Source organism: Spirochaetota bacterium, assembly GCA_025061835.1.
In the GTDB taxonomy this organism is placed as follows: domain Bacteria; phylum Spirochaetota; class Brevinematia; order DTOW01; family DTOW01; genus SKYB106.
On record JANXAC010000025.1, the window covers coordinates 1 to 22416 of the forward strand.

Annotated in this window: 17 protein-coding genes and 1 tRNA gene; 9 read left to right on the top strand and 9 right to left on the bottom strand. The window is 35.6% G+C overall.

Annotated elements, in window-relative coordinates:
* Positions 1-135 precede the first annotated feature (135 nt).
* On the bottom strand, positions 136-423 hold the full coding sequence (locus NZ579_07285; protein ID MCS7299738.1) for a hypothetical protein: 288 nt from the start codon (positions 421-423) through the stop codon (positions 136-138).
* A 548-nt stretch (positions 424-971) separates the two neighbouring features.
* Between NZ579_07285 and NZ579_07290 the strand changes: the two genes are divergently transcribed.
* Positions 972-2825, top strand: coding sequence for a glycoside hydrolase family 15 protein (locus NZ579_07290; protein MCS7299739.1), 1854 nt, complete (start codon positions 972-974; stop codon positions 2823-2825).
* A 30-nt stretch (positions 2826-2855) separates the two neighbouring features.
* On the opposite strand, the gene NZ579_07295 is transcribed toward NZ579_07290, so the two are convergent.
* The 3 genes from NZ579_07295 to NZ579_07305 form a co-directional block, all read right to left on the bottom strand.
* Positions 2856-3539, bottom strand: coding sequence for a site-specific DNA-methyltransferase (locus tag NZ579_07295; GenBank protein ID MCS7299740.1), 684 nt, complete (start codon positions 3537-3539; stop codon positions 2856-2858).
* Between the two features lie 187 nt (positions 3540-3726).
* A complete protein-coding gene (locus tag NZ579_07300; protein MCS7299741.1) occupies positions 3727-4923 on the bottom strand; it encodes a type II secretion system F family protein in 1197 nt (398 codons plus the stop codon).
* A gap of 129 nt (positions 4924-5052) precedes the next feature.
* Entirely contained in the window at positions 5053-5544 is a 492-nt protein-coding gene (locus NZ579_07305; protein MCS7299742.1) for a hypothetical protein, read from the bottom strand.
* A gap of 177 nt (positions 5545-5721) precedes the next feature.
* Between NZ579_07305 and NZ579_07310 the strand changes: the two genes are divergently transcribed.
* Positions 5722-7482, top strand: a complete 1761-nt coding sequence (locus tag NZ579_07310; GenBank protein MCS7299743.1) for a tetratricopeptide repeat protein — start codon at positions 5722-5724, stop codon at positions 7480-7482.
* 38 nt (positions 7483-7520) lie between these two features.
* Entirely contained in the window at positions 7521-9704 is a 2184-nt protein-coding gene (locus tag NZ579_07315) for an adenylate/guanylate cyclase domain-containing protein (GenBank protein ID MCS7299744.1), read from the top strand.
* Here NZ579_07315 and NZ579_07320 read toward each other — a convergent pair.
* Positions 9702-9774: transfer RNA gene (locus tag NZ579_07320), tRNA-Lys, on the bottom strand. The genes NZ579_07315 and NZ579_07320 overlap by 3 nt on opposite strands.
* A 237-nt stretch (positions 9775-10011) precedes the next feature.
* Here NZ579_07320 and NZ579_07325 point away from each other — a divergent pair.
* Both NZ579_07325 and NZ579_07330 read left to right on the top strand, forming a co-directional pair.
* On the top strand, positions 10012-11556 hold the full coding sequence (locus NZ579_07325) for a polysaccharide biosynthesis C-terminal domain-containing protein (GenBank protein ID MCS7299745.1): 1545 nt from the start codon (positions 10012-10014) through the stop codon (positions 11554-11556).
* A 61-nt stretch (positions 11557-11617) separates the two neighbouring features.
* Positions 11618-12667, top strand: a complete 1050-nt coding sequence (locus NZ579_07330; GenBank protein MCS7299746.1) for a histone deacetylase — start codon at positions 11618-11620, stop codon at positions 12665-12667.
* Between the two features lie 7 nt (positions 12668-12674).
* Here NZ579_07330 and trxA read toward each other — a convergent pair whose 3' ends face one another.
* Positions 12675-12986, bottom strand: coding sequence for a thioredoxin (gene trxA / locus NZ579_07335; protein MCS7299747.1), 312 nt, complete (start codon positions 12984-12986; stop codon positions 12675-12677).
* Positions 12987-12995: 9 nt separating this feature from the next.
* Positions 12996-14153 carry a methionine adenosyltransferase gene (metK, locus tag NZ579_07340; protein ID MCS7299748.1) on the bottom strand — a complete coding sequence of 386 codons (1158 nt, stop codon included), beginning with the start codon at positions 14151-14153 and terminating at the stop codon, positions 12996-12998.
* Positions 14154-14320: 167 nt separating this feature from the next.
* Between metK and NZ579_07345 the strand changes: the two genes are divergently transcribed.
* Entirely contained in the window at positions 14321-15733 is a 1413-nt protein-coding gene (locus NZ579_07345) for an exopolysaccharide biosynthesis polyprenyl glycosylphosphotransferase (protein ID MCS7299749.1), read from the top strand.
* A gap of 65 nt (positions 15734-15798) precedes the next feature.
* Positions 15799-17022, top strand: a complete 1224-nt coding sequence (locus NZ579_07350; protein ID MCS7299750.1) for a bifunctional 3,4-dihydroxy-2-butanone-4-phosphate synthase/GTP cyclohydrolase II — start codon at positions 15799-15801, stop codon at positions 17020-17022.
* On the opposite strand, the gene NZ579_07355 is transcribed toward NZ579_07350, so the two are convergent.
* Complete coding sequence (locus NZ579_07355; GenBank protein ID MCS7299751.1) at positions 17014-18462, bottom strand: hypothetical protein; 1449 nt, start codon at positions 18460-18462, stop codon at positions 17014-17016. The two genes, NZ579_07350 and NZ579_07355, sit on opposite strands and share 9 nt — an antisense overlap.
* On the bottom strand, positions 18459-19238 hold the full coding sequence (gene bamD / locus NZ579_07360; GenBank protein ID MCS7299752.1) for an outer membrane protein assembly factor BamD: 780 nt from the start codon (positions 19236-19238) through the stop codon (positions 18459-18461). Before bamD ends, NZ579_07355 begins: the two co-directional genes overlap by 4 nt.
* A 234-nt stretch (positions 19239-19472) precedes the next feature.
* Between bamD and NZ579_07365 the strand changes: the two genes are divergently transcribed.
* Together NZ579_07365 and NZ579_07370 are read left to right on the top strand one after the other, a co-directional pair.
* Entirely contained in the window at positions 19473-21089 is a 1617-nt protein-coding gene (locus tag NZ579_07365) for an alpha-amylase family glycosyl hydrolase (GenBank protein ID MCS7299753.1), read from the top strand.
* 271 nt (positions 21090-21360) lie between these two features.
* On the top strand, positions 21361-22416 hold a 1056-nt coding region (locus NZ579_07370), incomplete at its 3' end, for a site-specific DNA-methyltransferase (GenBank protein MCS7299754.1).

Consider the following 22416-nt stretch of genomic DNA (forward strand, 5'->3'; position numbering starts at 1 on the left):
ATGATTTTCCATTCTCCGTTTTCAAAAAACGCGATCCCCGCGCCATCATCATTGATCCGCCAAGCCTTCTCAACCTCTTCTTTTGACATAACTTTATCTTTTGGTAAATATGCTATTAGGCACATATAAACCTCCTTATAAAGACAATGTAATATCTTCTTTTACATCACTATTTATTTTTTGAATAACACTTGATTTCTTAATTCTTTCAATATCTCTTCTATACCTAAGCAAACTAAATTTATTGTTTGTAATCTTATCAACTCCAATAGGTGGATAACACTCAATACGTATATTTCTGTATGTATTCAGACGATAATTATCTATCATGGGGATGAACTCAGAATCCCCTCCAAATGTTAACTTGCTTTCAAACTCTTTATACTTCTCAAACAAATTCAACTTGTTTAAAACTTTTTCCATAAAACCCTCCTCAATAAAACATGGTATTCCTTCACTTGTGCCGTTGTATTTCTTTGCCCCCAACGGCTGGGACATTTTTTCTCTCTATATGTACCATTTTAGATCGCAAGTACAGGACCGGGTCATCTGTTGCTAACAGTAACAGGTAATTATAACACCCCTCCATCTTGAAAAATGTATCAACTTCTCTCTATATGTACCGCTTCAGATCGCAAGTACAGGAACGGGTCATCTGTTGCTAGCAATTTTGCCAACACCCCTGCCTACCCCTACACAACATGCTTCTCAAAGATGTACAACACCAGTCTAACCCCCACAACACTGACACATATTCTTGCTTTCCTGCTATACAATACACTTTTCACATGATTAATCCTCGTTTTAAATTCTTACATTAAAACTTTGTTAAAATTGATGGAATACAACTTACCCTTTTGACTACCACATTCCTTATTCCTACTTACCTTTCAGGAGACTGAAAACTCAACTTCTAAACTGGTAAATTCAAGTTAAACAAAAATAAAATTCCAAAAGCACTGGAGACGAAAATGAAGAAGATAATATCATCAACTCTAACATTATTTATGCTCTCAGCAACCAACTTAGCCTTCAGCAAACAAAAAGAGTTCAATTTGTTAGTAAGTGCCAATGGATACTCCGCAGTTGTCTTTTCAACCGTCAAAAAAAGGATATCCGCATTCTACCCATCCATCTATAGAAAATACGATGAAAAGTCAAAAGAAATTACCTTCATACTACGCTCTCTTGATTACAACATTAACATAAACGAGAAATCCTTCGCTCTCAAAGACGCTAAATTAAACGACCTAAACTACATCCCCGGAACTGGAATAATAAAAGTAAGTTTCTCACACGAAATAGCAGATGTTGTAATGTATATCTTCTCTTCGTTTAACCTACGCTATCCTTCCTTCGTTGTAAAACTGGAAATCTCGCCAAAGGAGAGAGGAATAATAGAAGTATCAAGGTCAATAGGTTTCTCAGGTAGGCAGCCAATAGTCCCATATGACAACGAAAGCCAATACATAAACTCCGAATACGGAACATTGCTTTTTTACTTCAAGGAAGTTGCGAAAAAAGGAATAGAATTTTCAATTTATGACCTTGTCATTCTAGCAAAAGACCTTGAGACTTGCTTAAAAGTCGCAAACTACTACTACTCCACTTTCTTTGACCCCCTTGAGGAAGAACTAAAATTCTGGAACAATTGGCATAGCAAAACGATAATACCAAAAAATCTCTCAAAGGAACAGACAGACTTGTATAAGCAATCTCTAGCTTTCATAAAAATGGGGCAGGTAAGAGAGGAAGGGAAAGGCTTCGGGCAGATACTAGCATCGCTCACAACAGGAACTTGGAATATCGCTTGGGTAAGAGATGGAGTATATTCAATCGTGGCGCTCATCAGGGCTGGACAACTTGAAGAAGCAAGAGATGCTCTAAAATTCTTCCTAGAAGCAGATACAGGATACTACAAATCATACGTATTTGATGGAAAGGATTGGGGAATAGGCGTTGATTACAAAATATCGGTATGTAGGTATTATGGAAACGGAAAGGAAGAGTCAGATGATAATGGAAATGGTGTTAATATTGAGATTGACGGATTTGGAATGTTTCTATGGGCTTTGTCAGAATACCTAAACGCCACAAACGATTCTCAACTTCTAAACAGGTATTTTGAAGCTATTGATAAACAAGTCATCTACCCAATTATCTACAACATAGACACAAACTTGAACACTATAAGACCAGAATCAGGCCCCTGGGAGAGACACATAAGAGACAACGGCTACGACGGTGCAAAACGCTTTACCTACACAACAATTATGGCGATAAAGGGATTGAGTGAGATAAGCAAAACTTTCAAAAAATACGGAAAAAAGTCAAGTTATGATATAGATAATTACATATCAATACTTATGGAAGGACTTAATAAAAACTTGGTGGATAAAGACAGAAAAGTTCTAGTCGGTTCATATGAACATTTCACCAGGTTTGGTTATCCAAAGTATGTAGATGGAGCAGTCGTTGAAGCAATAAATTTCGGGTTAGTCTCAAGAGATGTGTCAGAGAATACTCTAAAGGCATTTGAGGATGTCTTGAAAATGAAAGGAAGGGAAGGATACAAGAGAAACCTTGACGGCGGCTGGTATGATAACCAAGAATGGGTAATAATAAACCTAAGAACGGCAAGTGCTTATAAAAGAATTGGAAACACTGAAAAAGCAACCAGACTAGTGAGAAGAATTGAAGAGAAGGCATTAAACGGGTTCTATATGATACCAGAACTACTTGATGAGAAAGATGACTCATTCAAAGGCGCTATCCCAATGCTAGGTTTCGGTGCAGGTGCGTATATTATATTCTTTACAGACTAAAAAATTTTATGCTTGTAATACTCCATTACTTCATTCAAACATCTTACCTATGAGATTATTCTGAATATTTTTTAGTCTTTCGTTAGCCAGGTCATAGTATTCAGGAACTATCTCAAATCCTAGATAATGACGACCCATTTCCTTCGCAGCTACTGATACTGTTCCCGAACCAAGAAACGGATCAAAAACCAAATCACCTTCCCTACTACTAAAAAGAAGTATTCTCTTGACAAGATTAAGTGGTAGCTTTGTAGGCGTTTTAACCTTACCTGTCCAGTACTCTCTATTTATGAACCAGACATCTTCAGGGTAATGCTCAACTTTGTAGAAGTTATACTTCTTATCATTTTTCACTACAAAAAGTATATGGTAGTGACTCGTCACAAACCGTCTCTCAGTATAGACACCAAACTGATACCTCCATATAAGATGGTTAATGGTTATAAAGCCAACATCATCAATAGCATTCAATATATCCTTCAAGTTAGTCCAACCAGAAAATACATACATACTACCTGAATCTTTCAAAATCCTATAACATTCCTTCATCCACCTAAACGTGAAATTATAATACTCTTCCTTTGATACCTCGTTATACCCTTCCAGCACTCTAGAGGAAGTTCTGTTGTAATTACTCCTCTTTGCCTTGAAGTCTATCGCAAAAGGTGGATCAGTCACAATAAGATCTATTGACGAAGATGGAATTTCTTTCATAAGCTCAAGTGAGTCTCCGCAATATATTTGGTCTATCTCAAACACACCCAGATTATTCCCACTACTAGAATGTATGTTTTGAAAATGCTTCTTATAGTTGCTCATATTGTGATAACCTATTGCTAATAGTTCTTAAGTAATTTTAGTCAATTTGTAAAGCAACTTTCTAAATCTAACATTGTCAATGCTATCTGATTATCATCTGTTGTAGTGTGAACATCGGCATAAATAGCGAAAGCACTAGAAACGCAACTATTAATCCGACGATCACTATAAGTATTGGTGAGAGAGATGAAACTAGTATTTCAGACTGTCTCTCAAGGTCAAATGAGTAAAACTCTGCAAGTTTGTAGAGTGTTTTGTCAATCTCTCCTGTCTCTTCTCCTACTCTAACCATCTGAACGAAAAGTTGAGGTAAAAACCGATACTCCGAAAGAACGTCGGATATTAACCTTCCTTTTTCAACCTCAGAGATAGCATATTCAACAGCACGCTTAATAGGAATTAGATTCACAACATTCACAACAGTCTCAAGAACACTCAGTATCATAACCTTGTTTGAAACCATTATTGACATAACTCTCGCAAACCTCTCAACATCACTCTTCACAAGAAAATTACCTAACGGAGTCAGAAACCTTATGATAAATCTATGTATGAGTTCCCTAAACGTTTCAAACCTTCTGTATGAGTAAAAAAGAAAAAAACCTAAGCCTATCAAAAGTGATAGTATTAGAATGATATTATCTTTTACAAAGTTCCCTACGGCTATAGTTACCTGTGTTATCTGTGGAAGTTCAGCAGAGTATGATGAATAGATTTCAGAAAACCTAGGAACGATTGAGGTAAGGAATATGAACACTACACCTACCGCAACAACAAGTATTATAGTAGGATAAACCAGTGCAGACTTAATCTTTGAGGCTATGTTAAAAGACCTTTCAAGGTATCCCGAAATGCTATTAAGAGCTTTACCAAGTTCTCCTGATGATTCCCCAGCCTTAACAACACCAACATAAAGGTCATCAAATACATCTGTGTGCATACTCATCGCTTCAGACAACAACTTACCGCCCCTTATAGAAGAAATCATAACTTCTATAACATTTCTAAAACTCTGATTCTTGACATCACCACCAGCAAGCTCAAGAGACTTTATTATTGGAAGTCCCGCATTCACACATATACTCAAAATGTTTGTGAATGAGATAAGATCCTTTCTATCTACTTTCTTACCCCTTACAACTCTCTTCTCCTCCTTAACTTCAAGAACCACTGAAAACATCTTCTTAAGTTCAGAAATGGCGGAAGATATATCACTAGCGTCAATTACACCTGTTATCGTTCTACCATCCTCCGACAAGCACTTATACCTAAAAACCATAGAATAATTCTACTAAACCTAAGCAAATTTCTTCCAACTAAACATACCAAAAGCCGATAAAGTCTGGAATTTAAACTAGAGTAAAGTTTCTTTTTTCTCGTTAAACAAAATAGAAACGAAACACCTGATTCACCCTAAAACCAAATTTATTACTATACCAACGATTGAGGTTAAAAGAACAGACAGAACTGCTACCAGTATTCCGACCATGAGTTTATATAGACTATCAATTCTTTTGTTTGTCTCATCAATTATCTTGTTTGTTTCATAGATTCCTTGAGACAACTCGTTCCTTACACCTTCAATTCTCTGTAAAAGCTCACTCCTAGTATCTTCAATCCTTTGAGACAACTCTAATCTAACTTCGTCAATTCTTTTGCTCGTCTCATCAATCCTCTTATTTGTTTCGTCAATCCTCTTGTTTGTCTCATCAATTCGCCTACTCAACTCATCAAACTTTTTATCAATCTTGGTATCCATTTCAACAAACCTATTCTCAACATAAGACTTAAATTCCTTCAACTCACTGCGAATGACATCTATCTCTCTAATTAGAAACAACACAGGGGCATATCTGTACTCATATTTCTCTTCCTTAACCTGAACTTCTTGAGTTTCCATACAAAAATTTTAATAAGATACTTACCTAATAGTTAAACACAGATTTTAGACAATTGATTCCAAAATTTAGACGTTATGTAGGTGTTAATGAACTGCAACCAAATCTAAGTTTTGCCTTACTAGTTTTTTGAATACTTCCTTACAACACATTTATATTAATGTCAGAGAGGTATTTTTATGGACAGAAGAAAAGTTATTCTAATTACTGGAATTGGTATCGTTACTCTACTTATTCTGATAGGTGCTTTCTTGCTATTCAGAGGTGGAGGCGATGACAGAGAAAAATTACTTAAGCTTGCGAAGATATACATTGAGGAAGGAGATTACGACAGAGCTTTAGACTACCTTGATAAACTGTATATGGAGAACAGTCAAGATGAGGAAATAAACAAACTACGAAAAGAAGTTATGAGGAAGAAAAAACTCAAAGAAGATGAGATGTCTAGAAGACAAGTTATGGTTAAGGTAGAAATGCCTGAAAGAAATGAAATTGATAATTCAAAGTTATCCAAGAGAGAAGAACAAATCAAACCTATAAGCGAAGTCAAAGGCAAAGATAAGAAGGAACAGTCTAGAGAATTATATCAAGAAGGGATAGAGTACCTGAAAAAGGACGATATCAACAATGCACACATAAGGTTTGAGAAGGCATCTGAACTTGACCCTGAAAATTCAAAAGCAAAAGGTGGCTTATCTTACACAACATACAGAAAAGGTAACAAAGACAGAGCACTAAAACTAGCAAACGAGACACTATCATTAGACCCAAACGACCCCTACGCTCGCATTACAAAAGGAAATATTCTATACGATAACAACGATTACGACAACGCATTAGAAGAGTTCAAGAAAGTTCTTCAAAGTGGCGAGGATAATTCAGATATGCGATACAAGATGGGGATAATCTACTACTTACGAAAGATGTATGATGATGCGATAAGAGAGTTTAGAAAATCAGTTGAACTAAACCCTAATTTTGACAAAGCACACTACAATCTTGGATTGAGCTATTATGCAGTAGGAGACAAGGACAACGCTATAAGATCCTTCAATCAGGCAATATCAGTAAATCCTTCTTACTCTAAACCCTACATAAATTTAGGAACAATCTATTACATTGATGGTAATTATGAAAAGGCACTCAATAGCCTATTAACAGCATACAAGTATGAAAAAAATAACGACTCACTCCTTGTAAAGATTGGGAATGCTTACGATAAACTTGGGCAACCAGACAAAGCAATGCCATTTTACGCAAATGCAGTGAAAATAAATCCTAAAAACTTCGTAGCACTCTACAATCTTGGAAACTCTTATCTTTTCGTCAAAGAAGACACCGCAAACGCTAAAAAATACATTGAGTCTGCGTATTCAATAAACAAAGATGACCCATTGCTTCTTACAACATTAGCAAACCTATATCTTCTGGAAGGAGATACTGACAAAGCGTCATCACTTTTTGCCGATGTTATAAGAAAAAATCCTAATCTAGCAGAACCCTACGCGGGACTTGGATTTGTGTATCTAAAGAGAAACAAACCGGCAGAAGCAGTAAAATTATTCAGAAAGGCTCTCTCAATAAACCCTTACGATTATAACGCACTTGTTGGTATGGGAGATACTATGCTAAACGAAGGACTCTATGACGATGCAATCACCTACTACTCAAAGGTTAGAGAAAAGTTTAAAGACTCATACAGGGCTTTGGTAGGTTTAGGCAAATCTTACGCCAAAAAGAACGATTTTAGCAAGGCAGTGAGTTTCTACCGACAAGCGATAAACATAAAAGAAACACCCGACACACTATTTGAGTTAGCAGTCTCTCTTGAAAAAACAGGAAATAAAGAGGAAGCAGGATTGTATTACAGAAGAATAAAAGACAAATACCCAAACTTTGACAAAATCAATTTAGTTAACAGAGCTTTGGAAAGTTTATAGTAAATTTTGTTGAAATAGTCTAGAATATTCTTTATGATATGGACATTATGAAAGGAACTAACAAATCCTTTAGAGATGTTATCGCATTATCATCAATAGCGATAGCAAGTGTTATTGTCTCTTACTTTCTATCAACAGGTCCCTTAATAGCAATTAAAGACACAGCGTTCAATTTCTTCTTCTTCCTAAAAGGTGTTGAGACAGAAACCGTATCAGAAGGTATTCAAAAGAGAGAGTTTGAAGGAATGAATTTCGTATCCGATGACATAATTATCGTAGGAATAGATGACAAAACGCTTTCAAAACTCGGCAAATTCCCATTCCCAAGACAATATTACTATGAGTATGTAATAAAACCACTTCTTTCAATAACGAACAACAAATACCCAAACATAGTGTTTTTTGATATTGTGTTTTCTGAATATTCTTCAAAGGAAGAGGATAAGGTATTCTTTGAAGCAATAAGTAAATCAAAAGGCACACTCAAACTAGCCTTTGATTATATGTTCATCTTTGACGAACTGAGCGGAGAAGGACTACCTCTGAAAGGTGAGGTTAACTTACCTAGAGTAAATTCATTAAACAAATACACTATACCAAAAGAGAACATAAAAGGTAACAAAAAATCATTTGTAGATATTCCTTCAAGAGGAAACCTACCTGTAGTTGAAGTAATTGATAACTCCTACACGATTGGATATGCAAACCTTTTCAAATACAACGAATATACTGAAACCTACAATACTGTTCCTATGGTCTTGAAATACAACGACGAATACTACCCTAGCATACTCTTAGTTCTACTGTGTAGCTACTACGAAACTTCACTCTCAAATGTGATAGTCTATGGTGGAGAGAAGATAGTCATAAAGAATGCTAAAGTCAAGTATCCTGATGGAACATACGAGATAAAAGATGTTTTCATCCCCGTTGATAGTAATAACTACTTCTTCATAAACTATGTAACGAGAAGCGACAAAACAAGTAGAAATGGCTTAATAAAAACCATCTCTCTTGTTGATATACCGAGAATAAGAGGACTTGGAAATTTTGTGAATGGTAAGATACTTATGATAGGGATGTTAGCGTATGGTTATGGAGATATATGGAAGTCTCCTATAGCAGATAATATGTATGGTATTGAACATCTCGCAAACGCTATGAATAACATAATTATGGCTAATATACAGGGCTACCCGGGTTATGTAAAGATTGTTCCAGAAACGGGATGGCTTATAATGTTCGTATCACTAGTACTATCAGCATTGGTAGTGATAATATTGGTTTTCAGTAAGAGAATTATCTCTACAGTATTATTGGCAACTGGCGTCATTGTAGGTTTCTGGATTTTGTCATACTACCTTTTTGCGCAAGGTAAGATGCTTATATTCACATCACCTATAAGCATATACGCATACCTTACCGATGTATTCACTCCTACATTGTCATTCATACTCGCATTCATAGGTGGTCAGGTATTTGTAATCTCAAGAGAGCGAGCACAGAGAATGCAGATAAAGGGAATGCTTGACAGTTATGTCTCTCCTGAAGTTGTTAATATACTACTCAAGAACCCAGAAAAACTAACACTAGGCGGCGAAGACAGGGAAGTAACTATCTTCTTCTCTGACATAAGAGGTTTCACAGCACTATCAGAAGGATTAACACCTCAAGAACTAGTATCTCTCATCAACTTATACCTTTCTAGAATGACTGATATAATAATGGATAACAGAGGAACGGTTGATAAGTATATAGGTGATGCTATAATGGCATTCTGGGGAGCACCACTTGACGACCCGGAGCATGCTTACAGAGCTTGTAAGTCAAGTCTTGAAATGCTTAAAGCACTAGAAGAGATCAACAAGAATCTACCGGGCGACAAAAAAATTGACATTGGTATAGGAATAAACACAGGTATCGCAACTATAGGCAACATGGGTTCTACAAAGAAGAAGAACTACACTGCCATGGGAGACAGCGTGAACCTCGCATCAAGACTCGAAGGAGTAAATAAAGTTTTCCACACCAAAATAATAATAAGCGAATACACATTTGAGAGAGTAAAAGACAGGATACTAGCAAGAGAACTTGACCTCATACGAGTAAAAGGTAAGAAACTACCAGTTAGGATATACGAAGTAATAGATTTTGTAGATGAGTACAAGAACATTACCCAAGGATTAGGATTAAGTTTAAGCCAAATACAAGCAGATGTTTGAGCCGTGCTGGATTCGAACCAGCGACCCTCGGCTTAAAAGGCCGATGCTCTGCCTACTGAGCTAACGGCTCTATCAAACTAAGTTATCCATAAATATAACAATTACACCACCTACAAGTCAAATTGGGATAAAAGTTGAACAATGCTCCTCTCACCTAGCCTACCAGTTAGTAATACTAATATTCAGATTATTGCAGAATACTACAGAAACAATTCACAGAAGTTCTAAAGAATTAGAATGTCTGGGGCTCAAGATTACATAGTGCAGCAATTGTTATCTAGAAAATGTAATTCTTCAGAATTAAACAATGTTATCAATCAGGAATGTATTCGTAAATTCAATTGGAACATTATTCTCAAGAATATTAGGGCTATTCAAGAACATAATTATTAATTTCTATTTTGGCCTTGTTGATACATTCTGGGGGGCATTTCAGATAATCAACACTTTCAGGATTTTCGTTGGTGAAGGAGCAATTAATAATGTGTTGATACCAAACTACAAAAAAGTAAAAGAAGAAAAACCAGAATATCTGAAATTCTTCGTTCTAAAATCATTCCTATTCGTATCATTAATATCAGTTATTCTAATACTTATTCTAGTATCCTCATCATACTACATTTCCAAAATCGCTCTTCTGGGTTTTTCGGAAGATAAAATAATAGAGTCTTCTTGGCACATCAACATAATGTCAAGTGTAGTAATACTAATATCTCTTCAGTCATTCATCGCAACGATACAAATAGCAAAAAGAGACAATTTTATCGGTTTTGCTTATTCACCAGTTGTTGCAAACATCATCACTATACTAACGATTGCCCTATTTCACAATACTGGCGTTTTCATTATATCTTGGTCGGTCGTCGCTGGAGCAGTTGGAATGTTAATATTTCAAACCATTCTCTCCTTAAGAGATATAGGTAGTGTTAAAATTCACCTGTCGTTACGAGAGATAGTTAGGATTGATGAATACACAAAAAAGTTTGTGCTCGGTTTTTTTTCTGTTATTGGTCTTTCCTTGATAACACAACTTAATGGAATAGTCTCTAGGTTTTTTGGTTCGTTTTTTGAAGGCGTCGTCGCCGCTAGCACCAACGCTTATATAATCATCCAAGTGCCGATAGGGATATTCTCAGTAGCAGTGTCTGTCGTTGGACTCAATGCTCTCGCAAGCTACTTCTCTAAAAAGGACACAGAAGGTTTCCTAAAACTCTCATCAGAAAGTATAAGACTAATTAACTTTGTAATAATTCCAATCACAATATTCTCATTCATATTCAGCGACGAGATAATAAGACTTGCTTACAGAGACATACCCGGTATTATCCTAGGCAGCGAAGGTAAATACAATGAGCAGGCACTGAAACTAACTCAAGATATGTTTAAGTCATACTCACTTTCAATATACTTTCTATCAATATCTTTACTTCTGGTGAGGATAAGTTTCTCAAGAGGAGATACAAGAACCCCTGTTTTAAGTTCAATAGTTGGATTAATAGTAAATATACTAGCAAATGTTTTTATATTCCTCATATTCAGGTCTCCTTTAGGAATTCCTTTGTCGTTTCTAATTTCTTCAGCAGTACTAGCAATATACCTTACAGTTGTTGAATACAAAAACATAGGATACAAGAAAGTTGTGTTATACGAGGCTATAAAGTTGCTAATTCCATCACTAGTTCTATCGCTAACGATAAAACATATTTTAAATACTTTTGATGTAGATAGTTATATATTATCATTCACAATCACATCAGTCTCAATAATAGTCTTTGTTTTACTATTTTTACTAACAAGTTATGCTATCAGGATTGAGACATTCACAAATATGATTAAGAAGGTAGTAAGATAATATACAAACTTAGAAGTTCATTGATTTGATAGAATTTACAATATTACTTTACACTAATCTTATGTCCGAGACGATGCCTATAAATAGAACAGGCATATTTTACAATCCATTTCTTGAGAAGCATCTTGAAGGCATACCTCACATAGAACGACCTGAAAGGACTAGACAGATATACGCCAAACTCAAATCACTTCTAGGCGATACAGGAATATTTATAACACCAGAAGACAGAATACCAGATGATGTCATACTACTTGTTCATACTAAAAGTCACCTTGAAACAATAATGAAGTATAGAAATATAAAAGGAGAAGTATTCCTTGACCCCGATACTGTAGTAGGCGAACACAGCGTTGATTGCGCTATACTCTCATCTACTCTCGGAGTAAAAGCGGTAATTGAGGTTATGGAAGGGAACCTTAACAATGCCTTTGTCCTTTCAAGACCTCCAGGACATCATGCTACTCAAAACAAAGCGATGGGGTTTTGCATATTCAATAATGTGGCGATAGCAGCAGAACTTCTAATTAGAGAGTATAACTTATCACGAGTTGCAATCGTAGATTTTGATGTCCACCATGGAAACGGAACGCAGGATATATTCTATGAATCCGACAAGGTTCTTTTCATATCTACTCACAGGTACCCATTCTACCCAGGAACTGGATTTTATAACCAGATAGGTAGAGGCAACGGAATTGGATTCACCGTAAACATACCTCTACCTGAAGATACTGGTGATAATGATTTCGCTTACATATACTCAAACATAGTAAGCAAAATACTTAAGAAGTTTGAACCTGAATTTCTTCTTGTATCAGCGGGTTTTGACGCGCACTACTCTGACCCTCTAGGTGGAATGACACTTACTGATGTTGGATTTAGAAACATAGCAAACACTCTTATAAAATCCGCACCTGAAGGTAAAACTGTCTTCATTCTGGAAGGTGGCTACAATGTTCAGACATTACCTTCAACAGTATACACCGTCGTCCAAGAACTTATATCAACATCCGAAGAGAATATAATAACACCTACCATATCCGAAACAACCGAAAACATCCTAGAGAATGTGTATAGGTATATAAACGACTATTGGGGTATATTGTAGAACTCGTCTATAAGTTTTTATCTATTTTCTCTTTTATACTCTGCTTAGGTAAAGCACCTACAATTTTATCAATCGGCTGTCCTTCTCTGAATATAAGCATAGTAGGAATACTCGTTATCTTATACTTTGACGCAATTTCAGGATTCTCATCAACATTTAGTTTATAAAACTCAACTTTACCTTCATATTCTTTAGATAGTTCTTCCAGTATAGGAGCAACTCTCTTACACGGAATGCACCAATCTGCCCAAAAATCAACCAAACATATTGAAGATTCAGAAATAGCCTTATCAAATGAATTGACATCCAACTCTTTCATCCCTACCTCCTAGAGAAGAGATTTAAAAACATCAACTTTATCTAATCTCTCCCAAGTAAACTCTGGTTCTTTTTCAGGATCTCTACCGAAATGTCCATAAACTGCAGTTTTCTGATATATAGGTCTTCTAAGATTGAGATATTCAATAATACCTTTTGGTGTAAGGTCAAAATTCTTCCATATAGCCCTTTCAATTTCCTCCTCATGAACTTTACTCGTTCCGTAAGTATTTACAACCAGAGAAACAGGCTGTGAGACACCAATAACATAAGCAACCTGTATCTCACACTCTTTTGCTATACCAGAAGCAACAATGTTTTTTGCGATGTATCTCATCATATACGCAGCACTTCTATCTACTTTGGTAGGGTCTTTTCCAGAGAAAGCTCCCCCTCCATGCCTAGCCCAACCACCATAGGTATCCGCTATCACCTTCCTACCTGTAAGCCCAGCATCTCCCTGAGGTCCTCCTATAACAAACTTACCAGTTGCGTTTATGAAATACTCTGTGTCTTCGTCTATATACTTTGAAGGTATAACCTTCTTGACAACCTTTTCTATTATTATGTTTCTCAAATCTTCTTGAGAGATTTCTTCAGAATGCTGCGCTGCTACAACTACATTTCTAACCCTAACAGGAACTCCATCCTGATACTCAACCGTCACTTGACTTTTCCCATCAGGTCTGAGGAACGGTAGTTCCTTGCTCTTTCTTGCTCTAGCAAGCTCCCTTGTCAATTTATGAGCTAAGTCAATCGTAAGTGGCATAAAGCTAGGCGTTTCATCTTTAGCGTATCCAAACATCATTCCTTGATCCCCAGCACCACCTATATCAACACCTATTGCTATATCTGGCGATTGTTTTTTAAGACTTGATATTATACCAACACTCTTGTAGTCAAATCCAATTGAGCTATCATCATATCCGATCTCCTCTATCTTCTTCCTCACAACTTCATCTATATCAAACTTATGAGAATTAGAGGTTATCTCGCCAGTTATAAATACCAAACCAGTCGTAACTACTGTCTCACAAGCAACCCTTGAGTAAGGGTCAGCAGAAATAAACTCATCCAGTATAGTATCCGATATCTGGTCTGCTATCTTATCGGGATGCCCCTCCGTAACAGACTCTGATGTAAAAAGATAAACACCTTTTCTTACCACTCTTGTTCTCCTTAAGTTTTTTAAATTTTAAACGAATACACATAATATAATTCAAAAAAAAGCATTAAAAACCTGCCACGAAACTAATACACCTAAATAATCACACACTCCAGAACAACAGTTTTTTGGTAACAAACATAAAAGCATATTTAAAATTTAACAGATCTATGTTACAGATAAAAGGCGTTTTAAGATTCCTGATATTGCTTCTTTCTGACTTATTAGCGATATACATAGCGAACTACATAGGTCTTGGTATTAGACTACTACTTATCGCACATACCCCTTACACTGTCCCAGACAATCTACCACCGATACTAGGTCCTTTCTACCCTTCTTGGATATGGATAGTCTTTATTGGAATGTCAATACTGCAAAGACTACACACAAGCACACTTTCCTTCTGGGAGGAAGCAAGAAAAATCGTAAATACAGCACTCATCAGTTTCATAATAGTAACTTCTATTTCTTTCATCGCAAGATGGTATGACATGGATACTAGGTTTCTAGTCGTGATAACATCACTATTCTATATACCCACAGTCATAATTATAAGGGGATTGGCAAAATACGGAATGTATTTCACAAAGTATCTAACACATAGAACATCATTAATAACAGACTCTGTAGAGTCAAAGAAAATACTATATGAAATAGCGAGAAAGAACAAATCTTTACTTATTAACATAAGGCAGATAGTTGTTATAAAGAACTATTCACAAGAAACCCTGAATAGAATAAAAACTAAAATATCAAGGTCTAACATAGATTTATCAATAATATACTTGGAAAAGGCACCTGAAGAGTTTTTTACAAAACTAGTATCAAGCATACACTCGTCGGTAAGGAGGATGATGGTCGTTCCAAACATTTTCAGTATGCCATTACTCAACAGTGAGATGATGTTCATAATCAACCAAAATGTTCCATTCATATCACTTAGAAATAACCTTCTGATACCTATAAACAGGTTCTTCAAAAGAGCCTTTGACATTATTTTTAGTATATTCGCTCTCGTGGTAAGCCTTCCGATAATAGGAATCCTTTCACTTCTGATAATTCTTGAATCACCCGGATGGCCAATATACAAATCAAGAAGAGTAAAGATGAACGGGGAAGAATTCTACTGCTACAAACTAAGGAGTATGTATCAAGACGCTGAAAAAAGACTCACCGAAATACTAGAAAAAGACCCATCAAAAAGAGAGGAATGGCTGAAATATAGAAAACTTAAGAATGACCCAAGAATTACAAAGGTTGGCGCAATAATAAGGAAGTTAAGTCTTGACGAACTACCGCAGTTTATAAATGTCTTAATAGGTGATATGAGTGTAGTAGGACCTAGAGCAATAACTAAAGAAGAAATAGACAAATATTACAAAGATGAAGCAAAATTTTACTACTACGCAGTAAGACCAGGGATTACAGGACTTTGGCAAGTTTCCGGAAGAAATGAAATGGACTACAACTTTAGAGTTAGAACTGATATTTGGTATGTTGAGAATTGGTCATTCTGGCTTGATATAGTTATAATCCTTAAAACCATACCAGCAGTTTTCAAAAGCCAAGGTGCTTATTAATCTCTTGAGATAATTGACAAGCATATAACATTTGCTTATATTTAAAAACTGTGTAGAGGGTATTTATGTCTAACGGATATGTGGATCTTACGTTCAACACTATAGAAGAGGCTATATCGGACTTGAGAAACGGCAAATTAATAATAGTTGTTGATGATGAGAAGCGAGAAAATGAAGGAGATTTCGTAGGAGCAGGACAGTTCGCAACACCAGAGATGATAAACTTTCTGATGAAGGAAGGAAGAGGGCTTATATGTGTGCCTATGGACCCAAAACTCGCTGACAAACTTAACCTTTACCTTATGACTGATGAAAATACTGATACTTTCTCAACGTGGTTTACTATATCTGTTGACGCAAAAGAAGGCACAACAACAGGCATTTCAGCATACGATAGAAGCACAACTATTAGAAAACTTGCCTCCATTGATGCAAGACCTGAAGATTTTAACAAACCTGGGCATGTATTCCCTCTCAAAGCACGAAAAGGCGGAGTGATAACCAGACAAGGACACACAGAAGCAACAGTTGACTTGCTAAAGATTGCAGGTCTATATCCAGTAGGTGTGATATGCGAGATCACTAACGAAGATGGAACAATGGCAAGACGACCACAACTCTTTGAGATTGCTAAAAAGTTTAACCTAAAAATAATTAGCATAAGTCAGATAGTTAAATACCGATGGATGAACGAGAGACTAGTTGAAAGAATTGATGACGCATTTTTACCCACAAAATACGGTAACTTCAAGATAATAGGTTATCAAGAACTTATAAGCGGAAAAGAGCATGTAGCAATAGTTAAGGGAGATGTAAGAAACAAAGAAAATGTAATAGTAAGAATACATTCCGAATGTTTCACTGGTGATATTCTTGGTTCTCTAAGATGTGACTGTGGTAATCAACTTGCCTTCGCTCTTCAGACGATGGAAGAGGAAGGAGAAGGAGTTCTAATCTACTTAAGACAAGAAGGTAGAGGGATAGGATTACTTAACAAGATAAAAACATACAAACTACAAGACCAAGGATACGACACCGTAGAAGCAAATAGGAAACTTGGTTTTCCTGATGATGCTAGAGAGTATGGTGTAGCATACCAAATACTGAAAGATTTAGGAGTAAAAAGCATAAGACTTATGACCAACAACCCTAGCAAAATCAGAAAGATTGAAGAGTATGGCATAATCGTTAATGAGAGAATACCGATCGTAGTCGGCATAAACAAATACAATGAAAAGTATATAAGAGTAAAAGTTGAAAAGATGGGACACCTTATTGACCTATTTTAAAGTAATCTCTTTCATTATCTCATCAAGTAGTGTAGAAATCTCATCTATCAATTTTAGATCCCTTCTATACTCTTCATCAGTATATACAACTATCCTTTTATCAGCAAATCTCTTTCTTATCTCTATATACTTGTTTATCATGCTAACTCTCTCTTCAATGTTATCCAATGTTTTTGAAAGTTTTACCATTATGTTTCTAATTCTTTTCATATCCGCTACATCTCTCTCAATCTGCTTATCCTTCTTAACCTCTTCCTGAACACGCACATTCGTAAGTTGTGTAAATAAGGTATTCATACCCTCAAAAAGTTTATCAATCTTCTTCTCCATATCGTATATTTTTTTCCTTATCTCTTCATCACCTTGATAGACAACTGGCTGATACACATTCTGCGTCTGAGTTATAGGAACTATGTTTGTAATAACATTAGTCACAACATTTGTTGCAAGAACTTCTCTCTGAAGCACAACCTCTTGAGTCCTTGTAGTCTGCATCTCATTCGTAAGAAATACATAGTTTGTCACTACTACTACAACTTTCTCGGTAGTTACAGTTTTTGGCTCATCTTTCACCGCTTGAACAACATCTTGAGGTTTTGGCTCTTCTACCTTTTTCTCAACACTCTGACGAGAGGGCATATACATAGATGTTGATAAAACTACTCTCATCCTCTCCATTTCACCCGGTTTAAGCGAAAAACCCTCAAAGAATATAGCAACAGCAGCATCCTCACCACTCGTTTCAGAAAACCTATACCGCAGGAAAGACGAAGGCTCAACCGACCAGTTTGCTATGTTTATCTTTCTCCAGTTTGAAAATACTATTCTACTCGGCTCTCTATTCCAGTTGATATACAGGTTATTTACACCATTTATGTCAGATGAAGATACAACATAAGAAATCATATTATTTCTATCCACCAATAGTTCATAATCTATGGCGTTTCTACCATCAATGTAAAACTTAGGTTTGACTTCATTTTCACCAAAAACTGTATCAAGTAGATACCTAACACCGACACTCCTCTGATTGTTACCTGCATTACTTAAACTAACCTCAATACTCAAAGCATCCTCTACACCACTGCTTTCATTCTTCTCAAAATAGAACCTTACTGAAACAACAATATCCTGAACTTCACATACAAACCTAAAAACACCATCAGAGTCTGTGAAAGGAGGTATAATTATCCTACCTTCATTGAGATTATAAGAAAGACCATCAACATTAACCAGAATATAGGATGTTGGAGGTACATTGAAAAAAAGTAAATCTTTTGAGTATTCTTTAGATGGTATAAACTCTCTCTGAAGCGAAAACCTATAGTTAACATCATCAAAAGCTAGGTTCAGATACTTATTTTTGAAATCCACTATAGCCGAATACAAATCTGCGGTAATCAATACGCTTAAAAGGATACAAACAACTCTCAAGATCATTTCTCCTCCTTCGCTTTTCTGTCTAATATCTCTTGTAGCATAAGTATCTTCTCGTTGAGTTTCAGAAGCCTGTTTTTAACATCGGTAAGTCTGCTGAGTTCTTCTAGTTCTTCCTCCTTTTTGGTTATTTCATCAACCTTTTCTTTTATTTCTGGCAAAGACTGCGTATCTTTGATAACCAAATTGGTTAAATAATTGGTTATGGTTATAACCTGCTCATTAGTGTTTGTTATGAAAACAATATTCGTTATATAGTTTGTTATCTGAACTCCTTTAGGTATATTCTTTTGAGTTTGTCTTGTTGGAAAAGTTCTTTGAGATTGGGGTTTGAATTCTTTTCTATCATATTCTTGTTGTCTAGTTTGTAAATCTCTAGTTGCTAGATTATTATATCTACCGATTTCTTCCATAGCTCTTTCATACCTATTTAGGTCTCCAGTTTCATAATAAACAACTGCTAGAAGTTTCATAGCATTCTTCCAAACTTCACTACCCTTCCTACTCGCTCTGATACTCGTATTGAGGTATTTTTTAGATGTCTCCAAGTCTCCTATGTCGTAGTATAGATACCCAAGATACATACAAGCCTTCGGAAAAAGAGGAGACTCTGGATACTCGTTGTATATTATTTCAAGGTTTTTGATAGCAGTATCGTAATCACCCCTATTGTAAGCATTCATCCCAACATTGAAGATAGAATTAACTACAGAACCTTCAGAAGTGTAGCAAAAACTATTGAATAAAACTATTATGAAAACAAGATAAACCAACTTCATTGCCCCAATACTCAATTATAATTATCGTTTCATAATGATTACAAGTGAATATTCTTTTCAACAAAAACTTTGTATAGCACTTAAGAAATGGCAAACACGATGAAACTTACAAAGGATGACTACATATAATAACTCCATACAAACAACAGGCAAAGAGATAGATCTCACAGATAAAAATCTTAAAATTTTACAACATCTTTGAAATCAATACAATCCAATCTTCATACTAATCCTATGAATAAGATCTTTCTAGTAATCCTATCAATCCTACTATTAATCCTACCAATCCTACTATTAACCACAAACTCGCTCGCACAGTGGTATAGAGAGACAACCTTCTACCAGATATTTCCGAGAAGTTTCTACGATACGGATGGAGATGGTATTGGGGACATAAGAGGTATTATTCAAAAACTAGACTACATAAAGTCGCTTGGCGTCGGAGGCATCTGGCTCAATCCCACATTTCCATCACCATCCTATCACGGATACGATGTAACAGATTACTACAACGTCAATCCTCAACTCGGCACACTGGAAGATATGAAGGAACTAATAAAGCAAGCAGACAAACGAGGAATAAAGATATTGCTTGATTTAGTCATTAACCACACATCTAGTGAAATAGAATGGTTCAAGAAATCTGAACAGAAAGATGTATTCTTCAACGATTGGTATATCTGGGTAGATAAGATACCAAACATTGAAGGTAAGATAGGATGGTCAAAACCTTGGACGAGAGGTAATTCACCCTGGGAGGTTTGGTCTTACTCTAGAGTTAGAAAGGAGTACTACTACAGTGCTTTCTGGAGTGGCATGCCAGACTTGAACTTCAGAAATCCTAACGTTGTGAATGAAATATACAAGATAGCAAGATACTGGCTTGAGATAGGAGTAGCAGGTTTTAGACTTGATGCGATAAGATACCTCGTTGAAACTGGACCAGGTGAAGGACAAGCAGACACTGACGAAAACATCATAGTAGTTAAAAACTTCAATGAATTCTGTAAGAAAGTCAATCCAAACTCATTCAACATAGGTGAAGTCTGGACTGCGAATGAAACAGTGTATAAATATAAAGACGCAATTGATGGATGCTTTGACTTTGAGTTAAGAGAAACAATATCATCAACAGTAGGATTTGGTCCTAAAGTAGGTAGGTTCAGTCAATACATCCAAGGAATGCTTAACTTAACAAAGTCTGTCAAAAACTGGAAGTTCTTTTATCCGTTTTCATCAAACCACGATGTAACAAGAGTTCATAATTTATTAATAAGAAGACCTGAAAACTTTGAAAGACTAAAAATGTTCTACACCATTCTTTTCACACTACCTAGTAATCCTTTCATCTATTACGGAGATGAGTTTGGGATGGTCAATTCTCCATACCTTAGGGGGGATATGGCATACAGAGACCCGATGGTTTGGGAAAATTCAGAAAAGGTAGGTTTCACAACAGGTACACCTTGGACCTACGTAAATCCTGATCCTATCATAAATCTTCAAACACAGAAAAATGACAAAAACTCGGTATTCAATCACTTCTTGAAAATGTCATCAATAAGAAATAAACACAAGACTTTGATATACGGAGACATAAAGGTATTAACAAACTCAACTTTTGGAAGAGTTGTGTCTTTCGCACGATATAGCGACACAAACGCATACATAATAATAGTCTACCCCTACCCTTCAGAAACTAACACCACAATATACATTGATAACGAAATCCTAAAAATTGTGTCAAACAAGACTGGATTAGACCTTATCAACAATACGAAAATTACTATAACAAACAACGAAATATACCTTGAACTCAAACAATACACTAATATGATACTACAACTCTAAATCTGTTGATCACTTCAAACTACCCAATAACGAGAAACAAGACTCTTCTAGCACTTTTACGATAAATCTACACAGTATGTGGATAAGATGTAAAACCTCAATTATAACAACTCTCTAAAAACAAACTTAGATACGAATAGATAACTAACTCAAAAATAAAAACTTTGTATTTTTGCTAGATTATTAGGCTAAACTGATAAATCTAAACTTGAATGTTAGGTAGATGTGTTTAATAATCCTAGCATCGTTGCTAAAGACAGGGGACTTAATTATGAACGATACTCAAAAGACAGAGAACTTGACTAAGGATGCTACTCAAAAGTTTCAGGACCTGTTGAAAGATCTTTTCCGATTTGACTCATCTGACTTAGATTTCGGAATATACCGAATTTTGAATTACAAAAGAGAACAAATTAAGAAATTTATTGATGAAGAACTTGTAAATAAGGTTGAAAATGCTTTTGCAAAACATAAGGATGAAAGGTTAAAGAAAATAGATCAGAGGTTTGAAAAAGTAAAAGAAAAAGTTATCCAAAGTTTAGGTAAGGCTGCTTTTACACCTTCAGGTGATATTAAAGATGAGTTCAAAAATACGCCTATTGCACAAGAATTTCTAACGATTAAGGCACAGAAAGAAGAAGTAGATAGGATTGATGAGATAAAATCTCAGGTTTTTAATGACCTTTATAATTTTTTCTCTCGTTATTATGAAGAGGGAGATTTTATTCCGCAATATCGCTACTCTATAAAAAGGCATAAATACGCAATTCCCTATGATGGTGAAGAGGTAAAACTCTACTGGGCAAACCAAGACCAGTATTATATAAAGACAGGGTTGCTTTTTAGGGATTATACTTTTAAAGCAGGAGAGTTTAAGGTTATATTTAGGACTGTAGAAGCAAAGGAAGAGTTAGGCTCAAATAAAGCAACTAAAGAAAGATTTTTTATTCTTGATGATGAAAATCCAGCAGAAGTTGTGGACAGTGAAAAATTGCTAATTATACGTTTTCAATACAGGGAACTAACAGATAAAGAAGTAAAGCATTATGATGTAGAGGGTGGGAGCAATAAATCAAAACAGGAAAAGATAAATCAAAAAAATTATGAATATGTTTTAAGCAAGGTTAAAAAGCCTTTAAAAGATTTTCTTTGTAAAGAATACAAAGATGGTAAACCACTTTTACTTTATCAATTAAATCGTTTTACTGCAAAAAATACAAAGGACTACTTTATCCACAAAAATTTAAAGAAATTCCTATCGGAGCAACTGGATTATTTTATAAAATCTGAGGTTTTGGATATAGATACTCTTGAGAAAGAAAGATTT